The organism is Leifsonia xyli, from assembly GCA_001647635.1.
Lineage (GTDB): Bacteria > Actinomycetota > Actinomycetes > Actinomycetales > Microbacteriaceae > Leifsonia > Leifsonia xyli_A.
This window is the reverse complement of sequence record CP014761.1, coordinates 1091753-1105623: the sequence shown is the minus strand read 5'-3', so window position 1 is coordinate 1105623 and position 13871 is coordinate 1091753. Positions and strand designations below refer to the sequence as shown.

Annotated in this window: 12 protein-coding genes and 4 pseudogenes; 11 read left to right on the top strand and 5 right to left on the bottom strand. The window is 70.8% G+C overall.

Annotation, left to right across the window (positions count from 1 at the left end):
- Position 1: 1 nt before the first annotated feature.
- Entirely contained in the window at positions 2–886 is an 885-nt protein-coding gene (locus tag A0130_05450) for a protease (GenBank protein ID ANF31188.1), read from the bottom strand.
- Between the two features lie 7 nt (positions 887–893).
- Positions 894–1460 (bottom strand): hypothetical protein, encoded by a 567-nt coding sequence (locus A0130_05445; GenBank protein ID ANF31187.1) that lies wholly within the window; start codon positions 1458–1460, stop codon positions 894–896.
- Between the two features lie 228 nt (positions 1461–1688).
- On the opposite strand from A0130_05445, the pseudogene A0130_05440 reads away from it, so the two are divergent.
- The 3 genes and pseudogenes from A0130_05440 (at position 1689) to A0130_05430 (ending at position 3796) form a co-directional block, all read left to right on the top strand.
- Positions 1689–2265 (top strand): annotated as a pseudogene (locus tag A0130_05440) (hypothetical protein).
- 11 nt (positions 2266–2276) lie between these two features.
- Positions 2277–3065, top strand: a complete 789-nt coding sequence (locus tag A0130_05435; GenBank protein ANF33310.1) for a multidrug ABC transporter ATP-binding protein — start codon at positions 2277–2279, stop codon at positions 3063–3065.
- Positions 3062–3796 (top strand): antibiotic ABC transporter permease, encoded by a 735-nt coding sequence (locus A0130_05430; protein ID ANF31186.1) that lies wholly within the window; start codon positions 3062–3064, stop codon positions 3794–3796. Before A0130_05435 ends, A0130_05430 begins: the two co-directional genes overlap by 4 nt.
- A 3-nt stretch (positions 3797–3799) precedes the next feature.
- Here the strand turns inward: A0130_05430 and A0130_05425 are convergent, their stop codons facing one another.
- Together A0130_05425 and A0130_05420 are read right to left on the bottom strand one after the other, a co-directional pair.
- Positions 3800–4255 (bottom strand): hypothetical protein, encoded by a 456-nt coding sequence (locus tag A0130_05425; protein ANF31185.1) that lies wholly within the window; start codon positions 4253–4255, stop codon positions 3800–3802.
- Complete coding sequence (locus A0130_05420; protein ID ANF31184.1) at positions 4252–5481, bottom strand: hypothetical protein; 1230 nt, start codon at positions 5479–5481, stop codon at positions 4252–4254. The genes A0130_05425 and A0130_05420 overlap by 4 nt, the downstream gene beginning before the upstream one ends.
- A 139-nt stretch (positions 5482–5620) precedes the next feature.
- On the opposite strand from A0130_05420, the gene A0130_05415 reads away from it, so the two are divergent.
- The 7 genes and pseudogenes from A0130_05415 to A0130_05385 all read left to right on the top strand — a co-directional run bounded on the left by A0130_05415 (position 5621) and on the right by A0130_05385 (position 12905).
- A complete protein-coding gene (locus A0130_05415) occupies positions 5621–6757 on the top strand; it encodes an ABC transporter substrate-binding protein (GenBank protein ID ANF31183.1) in 1137 nt (378 codons plus the stop codon).
- Complete coding sequence (locus A0130_05410; GenBank protein ID ANF33309.1) at positions 6736–7734, top strand: ABC transporter permease; 999 nt, start codon at positions 6736–6738, stop codon at positions 7732–7734. Before A0130_05415 ends, A0130_05410 begins: the two co-directional genes overlap by 22 nt.
- Positions 7722–8573, top strand: coding sequence for an ABC transporter permease (locus A0130_05405; GenBank protein ID ANF31182.1), 852 nt, complete (start codon positions 7722–7724; stop codon positions 8571–8573). The genes A0130_05410 and A0130_05405 overlap by 13 nt, the downstream gene beginning before the upstream one ends.
- 1 nt (position 8574) lies before the next feature.
- Complete coding sequence (locus tag A0130_05400; GenBank protein ID ANF31181.1) at positions 8575–9645, top strand: spermidine/putrescine ABC transporter ATP-binding protein; 1071 nt, start codon at positions 8575–8577, stop codon at positions 9643–9645.
- 86 nt (positions 9646–9731) lie between these two features.
- Positions 9732–10267 (top strand): annotated as a pseudogene (locus A0130_05395) (hypothetical protein).
- Positions 10268–10330: 63 nt separating this feature from the next.
- Positions 10331–11595, top strand: a pseudogene (locus A0130_05390) (AI-2E family transporter).
- Between the two features lie 50 nt (positions 11596–11645).
- A complete protein-coding gene (locus A0130_05385) occupies positions 11646–12905 on the top strand; it encodes a threonine ammonia-lyase (GenBank protein ID ANF31180.1) in 1260 nt (419 codons plus the stop codon).
- A 24-nt stretch (positions 12906–12929) separates the two neighbouring features.
- Here the strand turns inward: A0130_05385 and A0130_05380 are convergent, their stop codons facing one another.
- Positions 12930–13199: a hypothetical protein gene (locus tag A0130_05380; GenBank protein ANF31179.1), complete on the bottom strand. Its 270-nt coding sequence runs from the start codon at positions 13197–13199 to the stop codon at positions 12930–12932.
- A 151-nt stretch (positions 13200–13350) separates the two neighbouring features.
- Here A0130_05380 and A0130_05375 point away from each other — a divergent pair.
- Positions 13351–13766 (top strand): annotated as a pseudogene (locus A0130_05375) (hypothetical protein).
- Positions 13767–13871: the final 105 nt, after the last annotated feature.

Genomic DNA, 13871 nt, shown 5'->3' with positions numbered 1-13871 from the left:
GCTAGAAGCTGCCGCCCATCTCCTCCAGGCGCTCGACGCGCTGGGGGATCGGCGGGTGGGTGGAGAACAGGCGCGCCATGAGGCCCGGCTTCAGCGGGTCGTTGATCCAGAGGTGCGCCATCGACGTGTTCTGCTTCCGCATCGGACGCCCGTAGGCCTCGAGCTTCAGGAGCGCGCTGGCCAGAGCATCCGGGTGCCGCGTCGTCATCGCGCCGGTCGCATCCGCCAGGTACTCGCGCTGGCGAGAGACCGCGAGCTGCACGAGCGTCGCCACCAGGGGCGCGACGATCGCTGCGACCAGCCCGAACACCAGGACGACCGGGTTGCCGCCGCCGTTGTTGTTGTTCCGGTTGCCGCCGAAGAACGCCATCCGGAGGAAGATGTCGGCGATGAAGCCGATGGCGACGGTCAGGCCGAACACGATCATCCCGAGCCGGATGTCGTAGTTGCGCACGTGCCCGAGCTCGTGCGCCATGACGCCCTCGAGCTCGGCGTCCGTCATGATGTCGAGCAGTCCGGTGGTGGCGGCGACGGACGCGTGCTGCGGGTCACGGCCGGTCGCGAAGGCGTTCGGCGCCGGGTCGTTCACGATGTAGACGGCCGGCATGGGTGTCCCCGTGGTGATCGACAGGTTCTCGACGATGTTCCACAGCCGCGGGTTGTCCGCCTTCTGGATGGGGATCGCGCCCGACATGCTCAGAGCCTGGCTGCTCGCCAGGAAGTACTGGAACAGCGCGTAGAGGATCGCGCCGACGAGCACGACGACGAGGATCGTGTAGCTCTGGTAGATGTACGCCGCCAGCCATCCGAGCGCGCCGATGATGATCAGGAACAGCAGGATGATGAAGACGGTGTTGCGCTTGTTCCTGGCGATAGCCCGATACATCTAGGCCCTAGAACTGGACGCGCGGGGGCTCGGCGATCGCGGCGAGGTTGTCGACCTCGAAGAACTCGCGCTCGGTGAAGCCCAGCCGGCGGGCGAAGAGGTTGTTCGGGAACACCTTGATCTTCGTGTTGAACTCGCGGACGCCGCCGTTATAGAACCGGCGCGACGCCTGGATCTTGTCCTCGGTGTCGACCAGGTCGGCCTGCAGACGCAGGAAGTTCTGGCTCGCCTGCAGCTGCGGGTACGCCTCGGCCACCGCGAAGATGCTCTTCAGCGCCGTCTGCATGTGGCCCTCGGCCACGGACGCCTCACCGGGCGTCTGCGCGGACAGCGTCTCGGCGCGCGCCTTGGTGACGGACTCGAAGACCCCGCGCTCGTGCGCGGCGTAGCCCTTCACCGTCTCGATGAGGTTCGGGATGAGGTCGGCGCGCCGCTTCAGCTGCACCGTGATGTCGCTCCACGCCTCGTCGACGCGCACCTTCAGTGTCACCAGCGAGTTGTAGGTGGCCCACAGGTAGATCCCGATGATCGCCACGATCACGACGACGATGATGACCGGAATCAGCCATTCCATGTGCGTAGAACTCCTTGTGTGCCAGGCGCCGGGTCGAGTGGATGCGCGGTTCACATCCTAGCTTCGGGGGAGTCCGCGCCCACCGCGTTCCCATCACACTCGAAGCAACCGCCTCAGAGACGGACAGCGGGCGCACGGGTGCACAATGGCGGGGTGAGCGAACTCGCCGAACGCCGACGTCCCGGCCGCCCGCGCAAGGAGCGCGGAGAGGCATCGACGCGCTCGGCGATCCTCAAGGCGGCGGCGGACGAGTTCGCCGAGCGCGGCTACGAGGCGGCGTCGCTGCGCGCGGTCGCCCGGCGCGCGGGCGTGGACTCCGCCCTCGTCCACCACTACTTCGACGGCAAGCCGGACTTGTTCACCGCGACCCTCGAGGCGCCGTTGCGGCCCGACCGGGTGCTGGAGGTCGTGCTGGCGGGCCCCCGCGACCGGGTGGGGGAGGCACTGGTGCGCTACCTGCTGGAGCGGCTGGACGACGAGAAGGCCTCGCGTCGCATGGTCGTCATCCTCCGCACGGTTCTCGGCGGTGGACCGGGCACCCGGATGGTGCGCGAGTTCCTGACCCGCGAGGTGCTGTCCAAGCTCGCAGCGCTGAACGACGCGCCCGACGCGGAGCTGCGCGCCGAGCTCGCCGCCTCCCAGCTGGTGGGGTTGATGATGATCCGCTACGGCCTGCGGATCGAGCCGATCGCGAGCGCCCCGGCGGAGGAGCTGGTGCGACGGGTCGGACCGGTCGTGCAGGCGCATCTGCTTGGGGACACGGCGGCCTCCACCTCTTGACGCGTCCGCTCCGCCAGGCGAATAATTCAGCACATGATGAATTCGCCGGATACGGCGGAGCCCGCCGTCGCGATCGAGGCCCTCCGGGTGCGCCGCGGCCGGACGGACGTGCTGCACGGCCTCGACCTCCACATCCCGCGCGGCCAGGTGGTCGGGCTGCTCGGTCCGAGCGGCTGCGGCAAGACGACGCTCATGCGCGCCATCGTGGGCGTACAGAAGGTCAAGTCGGGCACCGTCTCGGTGCTCGGCCAGCCGGCCGGGTCCGCCGCGCTCCGGCACCGCGTCGGGTACGTCACCCAGGCGGCGAGCGTGTACGACGACCTCACCATCCGACAGAACCTGGACTACTTCCGCCGCGTGCTCGGCGCGGGGCGCGCCGACGTCGAGCGGGCGATCGAGGCGACCGACCTCTCCGACCACGCGGGCCGCCTGGTCTCGTCGCTCTCCGGCGGCCAGCGCAGCCGTGTCTCCCTGGCCGCCGCGCTGCTCGGCTCGCCCGACCTTCTCGTGCTCGACGAGCCCACCGTCGGGCTCGACCCGCTGCTGCGCGTCGAGCTGTGGGACCTCTTCCACCGTCTCGCCGACGCCGGCACCAGCCTGCTCATCTCGAGCCACGTGATGGATGAGGCCAGCCGCTGCGACCGCCTCATCCTGATGCGTGAGGGGGCCGTTCTCGCCGACGCGACACCGGACGAACTGCTCGCCGAGACCGGGGCGGCGGACGCCGAGGGCGCGTTCCTCGCCCTGCTGCGCCGCCGGCACGCGCGCCACGCGCTGCCGGGGGACGACAGCGCCGGCGCGGACGTCGAGGAGGAGGCACGATGAACCCGACCCGCACGCTCGCCACCACCGGCCGCGTCCTCACCCAGATCCGCCACGACCCGCGCACGGTCGTGCTGCTGCTCGTCGTGCCGAGCCTGCTCATCGGCCTGGTGGCGTGGATCTTCACCGACACCCCGGTGTTCCAGACGATCGGGCCGGCCATCCTCGCGCTGTTCCCGTTCATCGTGATGTTCCTGGTGACCTCCATCACGACGCTGCGGGAGCGCCGCACCGGCACCCTGGAGCGCCTGCTGTCGATGCCGGTCGGCCGCGGCGACTTCATCCTCGGCTACACGCTCGCGTTCGGCCTGCTGGCGATCGTGCAGGCGCTGCTCGCATCCGCGTACGCGCTGTGGGTGTGCGGGCTGGACGTGAAGGGCGACCCGTGGCTGCTCGTCGCGGTCGCGGTGGTGGATGCGGTGCTCGGCAGCACGCTGGGCCTGTTCGCGAGCGCGTTCGCCCGCACCGAGTTCCAGGTGGTGCAGTTCATGCCGCTGCTGGTCTTCCCTCAGATCCTGCTCGGCGGGATCTTCCTCCCGCGCGACCAGCTCCCTGCGGGCCTCAAGGAGCTCAGCGACTGGCTGCCGCTGTCCCACGCCGTCGACGCGCTCAACGCCGTCGCGACGGATTCGCACGACGCCGCCTACGTCGGCGGCCAGCTGCTCATCATCGGCGCGTTCGCGCTCGCCGCCGTCATCCTGGGTGCGCTGACACTGCAGCGGCGGACGGCGTAGCGGCTAGGCCGTCGCCTCGTCCTCGGTGTCGTCTGGCTCGGGGAGCTCGGCCGTGCCCGTGTAGCGGTAGCGTACGCGCGTGCCGGTCGTGGGCTCGTCGAGCCGGCGCCATTCGGTGCCGACGTTGTCGCCGTCGCCGACCGCCGCGATGTCGCGGATGATGTCCTTCGGCTGCCCGTCGACCAGCGACTGGATGACCTCGGCGTAGACCTCGGAGTCCGGGTTCAGCAGCACGGCGACGTAATGGTCCGACTGCCGGACCTCGCGTGCGGGCACCCAGAGCCGTTCGTCGAACTGCACGAGCGTGCCGCCGTCCGACGCGGCGTGTGGCTTGACGCCGGTGACGACGCCGTCGAGCCAGGTGTCTCCGTCGTGGTAGGCGTACAGCTCGCGCATCGGCTGCTCGTAGTCGGCCTCGTCGGCCCCGTCCTGATCCAGGTAGTCCAGCGGTGACGTCATGCCCCGAACCCTACCCCCGGGCGCAGCGCGTCCGCGAGGAGGGGCGCGAGGTCGCCGCGGGCGCCGTCCGCGACCTCCACGCGCTCGAGACCCTGCCACCCCGCGGTCTCGGCGAGCAGCGGGAGCAGTCGGTCGAGCGGTACCGGCGGCTCGTCCGGCTCCATCCAGGCCGATTGGATGCGCAGCACGCGCGCCTGCCGGTCGCTCTTGAGGTCGATGCGGCCGACCAGAGCGTCGTCGACGAGGATCGGGAGGGAGTAGTAGCCGTACACCCGCTGCGGCGCGGGCGTGTAGATCTCGATCCGGTAGTGGAAGCCGAACATCCGGAGCGCGCGGTCGCGGAACCAGACGACCGGATCGAACGGCGACAGCAGCGCCATCGCCTGCATCGACCGCGGCTTGCGCGCATCCCGGTGCAGCCACGCCTTCAACGGCCGGCCGGCGCTCTCCCAGCCGGGCACCTGCACGGGGATCAGCTCGCCCGCGTCCTCGAGCTCCTGCAGCGCGACGCCGACGCGGGGACCCTTGATGCGGTAGTAGTCGGCGAAGTCGCGGGCGGTGCCGATGCCGTACGCGACCGCCGCGCGCCGCAGCAGCTCGCGGATCGCATCCGCGTCGTCGACCCTGCGCGACAGCACCGCCTCGGGCAGCACGTCCTCCGCGAGCGCGTAGCGCCGCTGGAACCGGGCGCGGCCGGCCACGGCGACCTCGCCGAACAGGAACATCCGCTCCAGCGCCCGCTTCACCTCCGACCATCCCCACCAGGGGCCGGTGCGGTGGTTCGCGTCGTGCTCGATCTCTCCGGCGACGAGCGGCCCGCGCTCGGCGAGCTCGCCGCGCAGCCACTCCACCGTGCTGTCGTTGACCTCGAACCAGCTGCCCGGGCCTCCGTACCGCTCGCGGTACTCCCGCATGCGCCAGCGGAAGAGCGGCCAGTCCTCCTTGCGCAGGAAGGCGGCCTCGTGCGGCCAGTACTCGGTGTGCGGGCCGCGCGCGTCGAAGGTCAGTCGGTCGAGCAGCGTGCGGTCGTACGGCCCGAGCCGCGCGAACGCCGGGAGGTAGTGGCTGCGCTCGAAGACGTTGACCGAGTCGATCTGCAGCAGCCCCAGCCGGTCGATGACGCCGTTCAATTGGCGCGTTCCGACGGCGGCCGGGCGCGGCCGTCCGAAGCCCTGTGCGGCGAGCGCGATGCGCCGGGCCAGCGCGGGGGAGACCTGTTCGACCACGGCTCGACCCTACCGACAACCCCGGACACCGGACGTTCACCGACCCGTCACCGCCGCGCACCCGCGCGGTCTCCTGCCCTCCCTAGCGTGACCACGTCCGGGCGCACCGCCCGGTCGACACCCTGCACTGGAGGAACCCGTGATCAACAAGCGCGCACGCGCCGCCGGCCTGGCCGCCGCGGCGACCGTCGTCGCACTCTCGCTCGCAGCCTGCTCCGGCGGCGCGAACGCCAGCACCGCCGACACCGCGAAGATCAGCACCGCCACCGACGTCGCGTCGGCCGGCGGCATGGATGCGCTGGTCGCCGCCGCGAAGAAGGAGGGCAGCCTCAACATCATCGCGACGCCGGGCGACTGGGCCAACTACCAGGAGATCTTCGACGGCTTCACCAAGAAGTACGGCATCACCATCAACCCGAGCCAGGACAGCGCCTCCAGCCAGGAGGAGATCGACGCTGCCAAGAAGCTCAAGGGCCAGGACACCGCTCCCGACACCTTCGACATCGGCTCCTCGGTCGCCCTGGCCAACACCCAGTACTTCGCGGCCTACAAGCCGACCGGCTGGGACGACATCCCCGAGGGCCAGAAGGAGAAGGACGGCCTCTGGAAGGTCGGCTACTACGGGGTCATGGCGGTCGGCTACGACGCCAACAAGATCAAGACCGCGCCGAAGTCCTTCGACGACCTCCTGAAGCCGGAGTTCAAGGGCGCGGTCGCGCTCAACGGCAACCCGACCCAGGCGGCCGCCGCGGCCGGCGCGGTCGCGTACGCGACCCTGCAGAACGGTGGGACGCTCGACGACCTGAGCAAGGGCGTCGAGTGGTTCTCGAAGCTGAAGAAGGCGGGCAACTGGAACGCCGCCGACGGCAAGCCGAACACCATCGCCTCCGGTGAGACCCCGGTGCTGCTCGACTGGTCGTTCAACCAGAAGGGCTACGCCACCTCCGACACCATCAAGGGCGGCGGCGTGAACTGGAAGTACGTCGTCCTCCCGGGCACCGCGTACGTCGGCTACTACAACCAGGCCATCAACAAGGACGCGCCGCACCCCGCAGCCGCGCGCCTCTGGGAGGAGTACCTCTACAGCGACGCCGCCCAGAACGCGTGGCTCAAGGGCGGCGCCTACCCGGCGCGCGTCGACGCGATGGAGAAGGCCGGAACGCTCGACACGGCCGACTTCCCGGGCAAGCTCGACAAGGTAGCCGTCATGACGGACAAGCAGGCCACCGACGCCGGCACCCTGCTCAACTCCACCTGGGCGAACGCGGTCGGCTGATGACCGAGACCGTCACAGGCGCCGCGGCGCCTGCGGTCGAGACCGCTGCCGCCGGAGTCCCCGCCACGGGGACCCGGCGGCAGCCGTCGTCGGCCCGAGCCGCCACCGCGCGGGCCGGGCGGCGGCGCCGGTCGGAGGCCGCCGCGGTGCTGGGGCTCACGCCCTTCGCCTTCTACGTCGTGATCTTCCTCGCCATCCCGACGCTGGTCGCGGTGGGGAGCGGGTTCCTCGACGGCGAGGGCCGGTTCACCTGGGCGAACCTCACCGGCCTGGCAGAGCCCGCGATCGCCGGCTCCTTCTTCGGCGCGTTCTGGCTCTCGGCCGTGACCGCGATCGTGGGGGCGATCGCCGGAGCCGCGCTCTGCTTCGCGCTTCTGCGTTCGCGCCCGGGCGGCATGACACGCTCGCTCGTGGATTCCGCCAGCAGCGTCCTCGCCCAGTTCGGCGGCGTCATGCTCGCCTTCGCCTTCATCGCGACGATCGGCGCGCAGGGACTCGTCACCGTCCTGCTGCGAAACGTCGCCCACATCGACATCTACGAGAACGGCGTCTGGCTGTACACCGTGCCCGGCCTCATCCTCCCGTACCTCTACTTCCAGATCCCGCTCATGGTCATCACCTTCATGCCGGCGCTGGAAGGCCTTCGCCCGCAGTGGCTGGAGGCGACCGCGACCCTCGGCGGCAGCCGCTGGACGTACTGGACGCGCGTGGGCGGGCCCATCCTGCTGCCCTCGTTCCTCGGCAGCCTGCTGCTCCTCTTCGCCAACGCGTTCTCGTCGTACGCGACCGCCGCAGCCCTCGTCGGCCAGGCGAACAACATCGTGTCCCTGCAGATCCGCCAGGCGCTCATCAGCGAGACCGTGCTCGGCCGCGCGAACCTCGCCGGCGCGATGGCGCTCGGGATGCTCGTGGTGATGGTCGTCGTGATGCTCGCGTACTCCGCGCTGGTCCGCCGCACCGCGAGGTGGCAGCGATGAGCCGCGCCGTGGACGCGCCCCGGCGCCGTCGCACGCAGCAGCTCCGTCTGGGCCCCGGCCCTGCGGTGCGCGCCGTCATCTGGACGGTCCTCGGGCTGTTCTTCCTCATCCCGCTGTTCTCGATGGTGGAGTTCACCCTCCGCACCGCGAAGCCGGGCGTCTACAACTTCGATCGGTGGGTCGCCGTCTTCAGCGGCGAGACCACCCGCTACGACCGCGTCTACCAGGGGCTGGGCAACTCGCTCGTGCTCGCGGTCGTCACGGTCGCGATCGTGCTGCTGGTGCTGCTGCCGACGATCGTGCTCGTCGAGCTGCGCTTCCCGAAGCTGCGCCGCCTGCTGGAGGCCGTCTGCCTGCTCCCGATCATGATCCCGGCGATCGTCATGGTCGTCGGCCTGGCGCCGACGTACGCGGTCGTCACCGGGATCTTCGGCTCCGGATCCTGGACGCTCGCCTTCGCGTACGGCATCACCGTGCTGCCGTACGCGTACCGGGCCATCCAGAGCAACGTGGCCGCGGTCGACATGATCACCCTCAGCGAAGCCGCCCGGTCGCTCGGCGCCGGCTCGTGGACGGTGTTCTGGCGCGTCCTGGTCCCGAACCTGCGCCGCGGCATCCTCGCAGCCTCGGCGCTGTCGGTCGCCGTGGTGCTGGGCGAGTTCACCATCGCCTCGCTGCTCTCCCGCGTCAACCTGCAGACGTCCCTGCTGCTGGTGTCGCAGTCCGACCCGTTCGTCGCGGTCATCTTCGCGCTCCTCGCGCTGGTGTTCGCGTTCCTCCTCCTCGTCGTCGTCGACCGCCTCGTCAGCGTGCGCCGCCGGCGTTCCGCGAAAGGCTGACATGACCGCCCTCGAAACCCCTCTGCTCTCCTCCCGCACCGGCTCGACCGTCGAGCTGCGCGACCTCGTCCGCGACTTCGGCGGCGGCGCCGGCCTGGCCGGCTTCGATCTGGCCGCGGCGCCTGGCGAGCTCATCGCGCTGCTCGGCCCGAGCGGGTGCGGCAAGACCACCGCCCTCCGCTCGCTCGCCGGGCTGGAGCGCGTGGACAGCGGCAGCATCCTCATCGACGGCCGCGACGTCACCGACGAGCCGACCAACCGGCGCGATCTGGGGATGGTGTTCCAGTCGTACTCGCTGTTCCCGCACCTGACGTCGGGCCAGAACGTCGAGTTCGGGCTGCGGATGCGCAAGGTCGCACCCGCCGAGCGCCGCCGCCGCGCGGCCGCCGCCCTCGAGCTGGTCGGCCTCGACCACCACGCCGCCCGGTACGCGCACCAGCTCTCCGGCGGCCAGCAGCAGCGCGTCGCGCTCGCTCGCGCGCTGGTCACCGAGCCGCGCGTGCTGCTGCTCGACGAGCCGCTGTCGGCGCTCGACGCGAAAGTGCGCGTCCAGCTGCGGGACGAGATCCGCCGCATCCAGACCGAGCTCGGCATCACGACGTTCTTCGTCACCCACGATCAGGAGGAGGCGCTCGCCGTCGCCGACCGCGTCGCCGTCATGCGCGCCGGCCGGATCGAGCAGATCGGCACCCCGGAGGAGCTCTACCACCGCCCGGCGACCGCGTTCGTCGCCGAGTTCGTCGGGCTGACCAACCGCGTGGACGGCACGGTCGCCGACGGCCGCCTCCGCGTGCTCGGCCAGGAGGTGCCGCTGGCCTCCACTGTCGCGGACGGCCCGGTCACCGCCTACCTGCGCCCGGAGGACGTGCTGCTGGCGTCGGACGGCATCCCCGGCGTCGTCCTCACCACGAGCTTCCTCGGCGCGCTGCGGCGCACCCGCGTGCGGCTGGAGGACGGCAGCGAGCTGTCGGTCCAGCACGGCGCGCGCGAGCGGCCGGAGGCGGGGGAGCGCGTCTCCATCTCCCTCAGCGGGTCGCCCGTGACCGCCGCAGAACGGGCTGTTGCCGGGTAGAGACCGCGGAGTAGAGTCCGCGCATGTCCAGCGAGACTCCTGACCTGGGAGAGCGTGCGGGGGAGGACGCAGAAGTCGCTGAGCTCATCGATCCCGCAACGTTCGAGAGAACCCTGTCCCTCACGGACCTCGCGCACCGCGTCTCGGTGCACGAGATCATCACCTTCCCGTGGTTCCGTCCCATCGACACCATCAGCCCCACCCACACCGTGGGGAAGGGACGGACCAACCTCACGCTCATCGCGTCCGACATCATGCAGACGGACACGACGGGCACCCCCTACGCGTCGTTCACCTACCGGCCCACGCCCTCGGGCGGCCCCGGGGTGTCGGTGCACTTCAGCCCCGGCGACTACGGGCCACGGCCGTCGGCGACTACGTGGTGACCTTCGTGATCACGGCCAACGGCGCCGTGAACCTGAACGTCGGCGCCTACGCCGGCGCGGGCAGCACGACCGGGACCGGCGCGCGCACCGTCAACGGCAACGTCGCGGTCGTCGTCGGGCTGAAGAACGTGCCGCCGACCCAGGTGACCTACGCCTCCATCCAGCAGACCGGCGGGTCCACCTGGCAGTGGTTCCGCACGGCCATCGAGTACCCGCCTCTGATCATCCAGCTGTGAAGGCGGTGACCGCGGCGCCCGGGCTCCACGGATCCCGGGCGGCCGCGGCCTACACTGGCGGGCATGGCCGACACCGACCGCACCGTCCCGCCGCCGCCCCGACGCCCGGCGAGGAGGTCGCCGCCGGCAATCGCGCGCCCGCCCGGTCCTGGTTCCAGCGCCGCGGGCGTGATCTGGTCGACCCCGCCACCTCGATCGACGAGGCCGTACCGCGCGGGATGCGCATCGCCGGCGCGTGGTCGTGGCGCCTGCTCGTGGTCGGTGCGGTCATCGCTGTCGTCATCTTCCTGATCATCCAGCTGAAGCTCATCGTCATCCCGGTGCTCATCGCCGTGCTGCTCGCCGGACTGCTGGTGCCTTTCAAGGACTTCCTGGTGAGGCACCGCTGGCCGAAGTGGTTGGCCATCCTCGTCGTGCTCGTCATCACGCTGGTGGTGGTCGCAGGCCTCGTCTACCTGGCCGTCTGGCAGATCACGCGACAGAGCGGAGAGCTGCAGAAGCAGTCGGTGGACGCATACAACGGCCTCCGATCCTGGCTCACCAGCGGGCCGCTCGGACTGAGCGAGAACCAGATCAGCAGCGCCCTGGCCTCGATCGGGTCGTCGATCCAGCAGGACGGCCAGGTCTTCCTCTCCGGCGCCCTGTCGGTGGGCACCACCGTCGGGCACGTGCTCGCGGGGGCGCTCCTGGTGCTGTTCAGCACGATCTTCATCCTCATCGACGGCGCGGGCATCTGGTCGTGGATCGTGCGGGTGTTCCCGAAGCGCGCGCGGGCCGCCGTCGACGGTGCGGGCAAGGCCGGCTGGGTCACCCTCCGCAACTTCGCCAAGGTGCAGGTGCTCGTCGCCTCGATCGACGCGCTCGGCATCGGCCTCGGCGCCTTCTTCCTCGGCCTGCCGCTGGTGCTCCCGATCGCGGTGCTCGTGTTCCTCGGGTCGTTCATCCCCGTCGTCGGCGCGGTGGTCACGGGGGCGCTCGCCGTCTTCATCGCGCTCGTCTTCAAGGGCTGGGTGTTCGCGCTCATCATGCTCGGGATCGTGCTGCTCGTGCAGCAGATCGAGGGACACATCCTGCAGCCGCTGATCATGGGCAGCGCGGTGAAGGTGCACCCGCTCGCCGTCGTGCTGGCGGTCGCCGCCGGGTCGCTGCTCGCCGGCATCCCGGGCGCGCTGTTCGCGGTGCCGTTCGTGGCCGTGCTCAACGTGATGGTCCACTACATCTCCAGTGGAGCGTGGCGCAGCTCGCCGCCGGATACGGAGTGGACGGGACCCGAGCAGCCGATCTGGCAGACCGTCCCGCGGCCGGTGCGACGGCCGCCGGTGCGCTGAGCAGGGACCGCATACATCCAGCGGAATACGACCGGGGCTAGGCTGACCCCGTGGCAACCGCGACCGATCACACGCGCACCCCGTTCGCCGGCCCCGGCCTGGACGAGTTCGAGTCCGCGCGCGCCATCGTCGCCCGCGTGGCCCAGCCGACCCCGATCGAGAGCTCGCGGTATCTCGCCGACCTGCTCGGCGCCCCGGTCCTGCTCAAGTGCGAGAACCTCCAGCGCACCGGCTCCTACAAGATCCGCGGCGCCTACAACCGGATGTCGAAGCTGAGCGCCGAGGAGCGCGCCCGCGGCGTCGTCGCGGCCTCCGCCGGCAATCACGCGCAGGGCGTCGCGTTCGCGGCGCGCGAGCTCGGCATCCACGCGACCATCTTCATGCCGGTGGGCGTGGCCATCCCCAAGTTCCAGGCGACGCGCGCGTACGGCGCGGACGTCGTGCTCAGCGGCAGCATCGTCGACGAGACGCTACGGGCCGCCGCCGACTTCGCGGCCGACACCGGCGCCGTCCTCATCCCGCCGTTCGACCATCCGGATGTGGTGGCCGGTCAGGGCACGCTCGGGCTCGAGATCCTCGACGACGTGCCGGACGTGCGCACGATCGTCGTGCCGATCGGCGGCGGCGGCCTCATCTCTGGCGTGGCCAGCGCGGTCAAGCAGCGAGCGGCGCGGGACGGCCGCGAGGTGCGCGTCATCGGCGTGCAGGCGGCGAACGCCGCGGCCTACCCGCCCTCGCTGGCGGCGGGGGAGCCGACCGACATCGCCCTCGTTGCGACGATCGCCGACGGCATCGCGGTGAGCCGGCCCGGCGCGCTCAACTTCGAGATCATCCGCGAGGCGGTGGACCAGGTGGTCACCGTGTCCGAGGACGACATCGCCCGCGCCATGGTCGTGCTGCTGGAGCGGGCCAAGCTCGTCGTGGAGCCGGCGGGCGCCGCGGGCGTCGCCGCCATCCTCGCCGGGGCGATCCCGGCCGACGGCACCACGGTCGCAATCCTCTCGGGCGGCAACATCGACCCGCTGCTCATGCAGCGCGTCATCAGCCAGGGCCTCGCCGCGTCCGACCGCTACCTCAAGCTGACGATCATGCTGCCGGACCGCCCGGGCCAGCTGGCGCGCATCGCCGAGATCCTCGCGGGCGTGAACGCCAACGTCGTCGAGGTGCTGCACACACGCCACGGTCGCGGGATGCAGCTGAGCCAGGTCGAGCTCGACGTGAGCGTCGAGACGCGCGGCACCGAGCACCGTCGCCACGTCATCGACGCGCTCCGTGCGGCCGGGTACGATCCGGTCGTCGACGACGAGTAGCAGCCCGCTCCGGTTGACGAGCGGTCAGCTCTCGCGGTCCTCCGGACCGGCCGCGCGGTCCCCGCCGCTCTGCTCCGCATCCAGCTTCTCGGCGATCTCGGAGCGGTAGCGCACCCGGCGGATGCGTCGCACCATGTCGACGACGAGCAGCACGACGACCACCGCGATCAGGAACGTGACCACGAAGCCGAGCACGCCCGGCGTGACGGAGTCGTCGGCCGGGGCGCCGGACGGCGTCGGGGCGGGCGTCGCGGCGAGGTGGACGGAGGCGCGCAGCAGGGCGTCGGCGATCACGCGGCCACCATCCCGGAGAACAGGTCGGTCTCGGGCATCGCGGTCGCCGCGCGGGGGGCAGTGTTCACAGCTTCGTCTCCTAGTCTTGTTCCAGCCTACCGTCGCCCGACGGCGGGCCCATCGAGCGGGAAGGTCGGACAGGACGGCACGCATGACGGCGACGACCCCGACCCCCAGCGCCCGGCTCGACAGCCGCTACGGCCGCACCCCCAGCGCAGGCGCCGCCAGCGCTGGCTCGTCATCGGCGCTCTGATCGGACTGGTGGCGGTCGTGACCGCATGGGTGTTCTGGGCCGGATGGGACAACGACCAGGCCGACCTCGAGGCGACGGACACGGCCTACACCATCCCCGACAACCACCACGTCGACATCTCGTTCACCATCAACGCCCCGCCCGGGACGCCGGTGACCTGCGCCATCCAGGCCCTCAACGAGGACTTCGCGATCGTCGGCTGGCGCATCGTGCAGTACCCGGGATCGGACACGCGCCTCACCGCGTACAAGGAGTCGATCCGGACGATCATGACGCCCAACACGGGTTTGATCAACAGCTGCTGGCTGACCTAGTATTGTGCGGATACGCCCCGGCAACGCCGGGGCGTCGACTTTAGCACCGGTCGGAGGACCGGCCCATCTGCTTCCGGCGGCTGTTGCCGCACGAGGCGCGAAGGA

Excerpts from the sequence above, each read along its gene's own strand:
- A0130_05450 (ANF31188.1), bottom strand. The coding sequence starts at position 886 with ATGTATCGGGCTATCGCCAGGAACAAGCGCAACACCGTCTTCATCATC.
- A0130_05445 (ANF31187.1), bottom strand. The coding sequence starts at position 1,460 with ATGGAATGGCTGATTCCGGTCATCATCGTCGTCGTGATCGTGGCGATC.
- A0130_05435 (ANF33310.1), top strand. The coding sequence starts at position 2,277 with ATGAATTCGCCGGATACGGCGGAGCCCGCCGTCGCGATCGAGGCCCTC.
- A0130_05430 (ANF31186.1), top strand. The coding sequence starts at position 3,062 with ATGAACCCGACCCGCACGCTCGCCACCACCGGCCGCGTCCTCACCCAG.
- A0130_05425 (ANF31185.1), bottom strand. The coding sequence starts at position 4,255 with ATGACGTCACCGCTGGACTACCTGGATCAGGACGGGGCCGACGAGGCC.
- A0130_05400 (ANF31181.1), top strand. The coding sequence starts at position 8,575 with ATGACCGCCCTCGAAACCCCTCTGCTCTCCTCCCGCACCGGCTCGACC.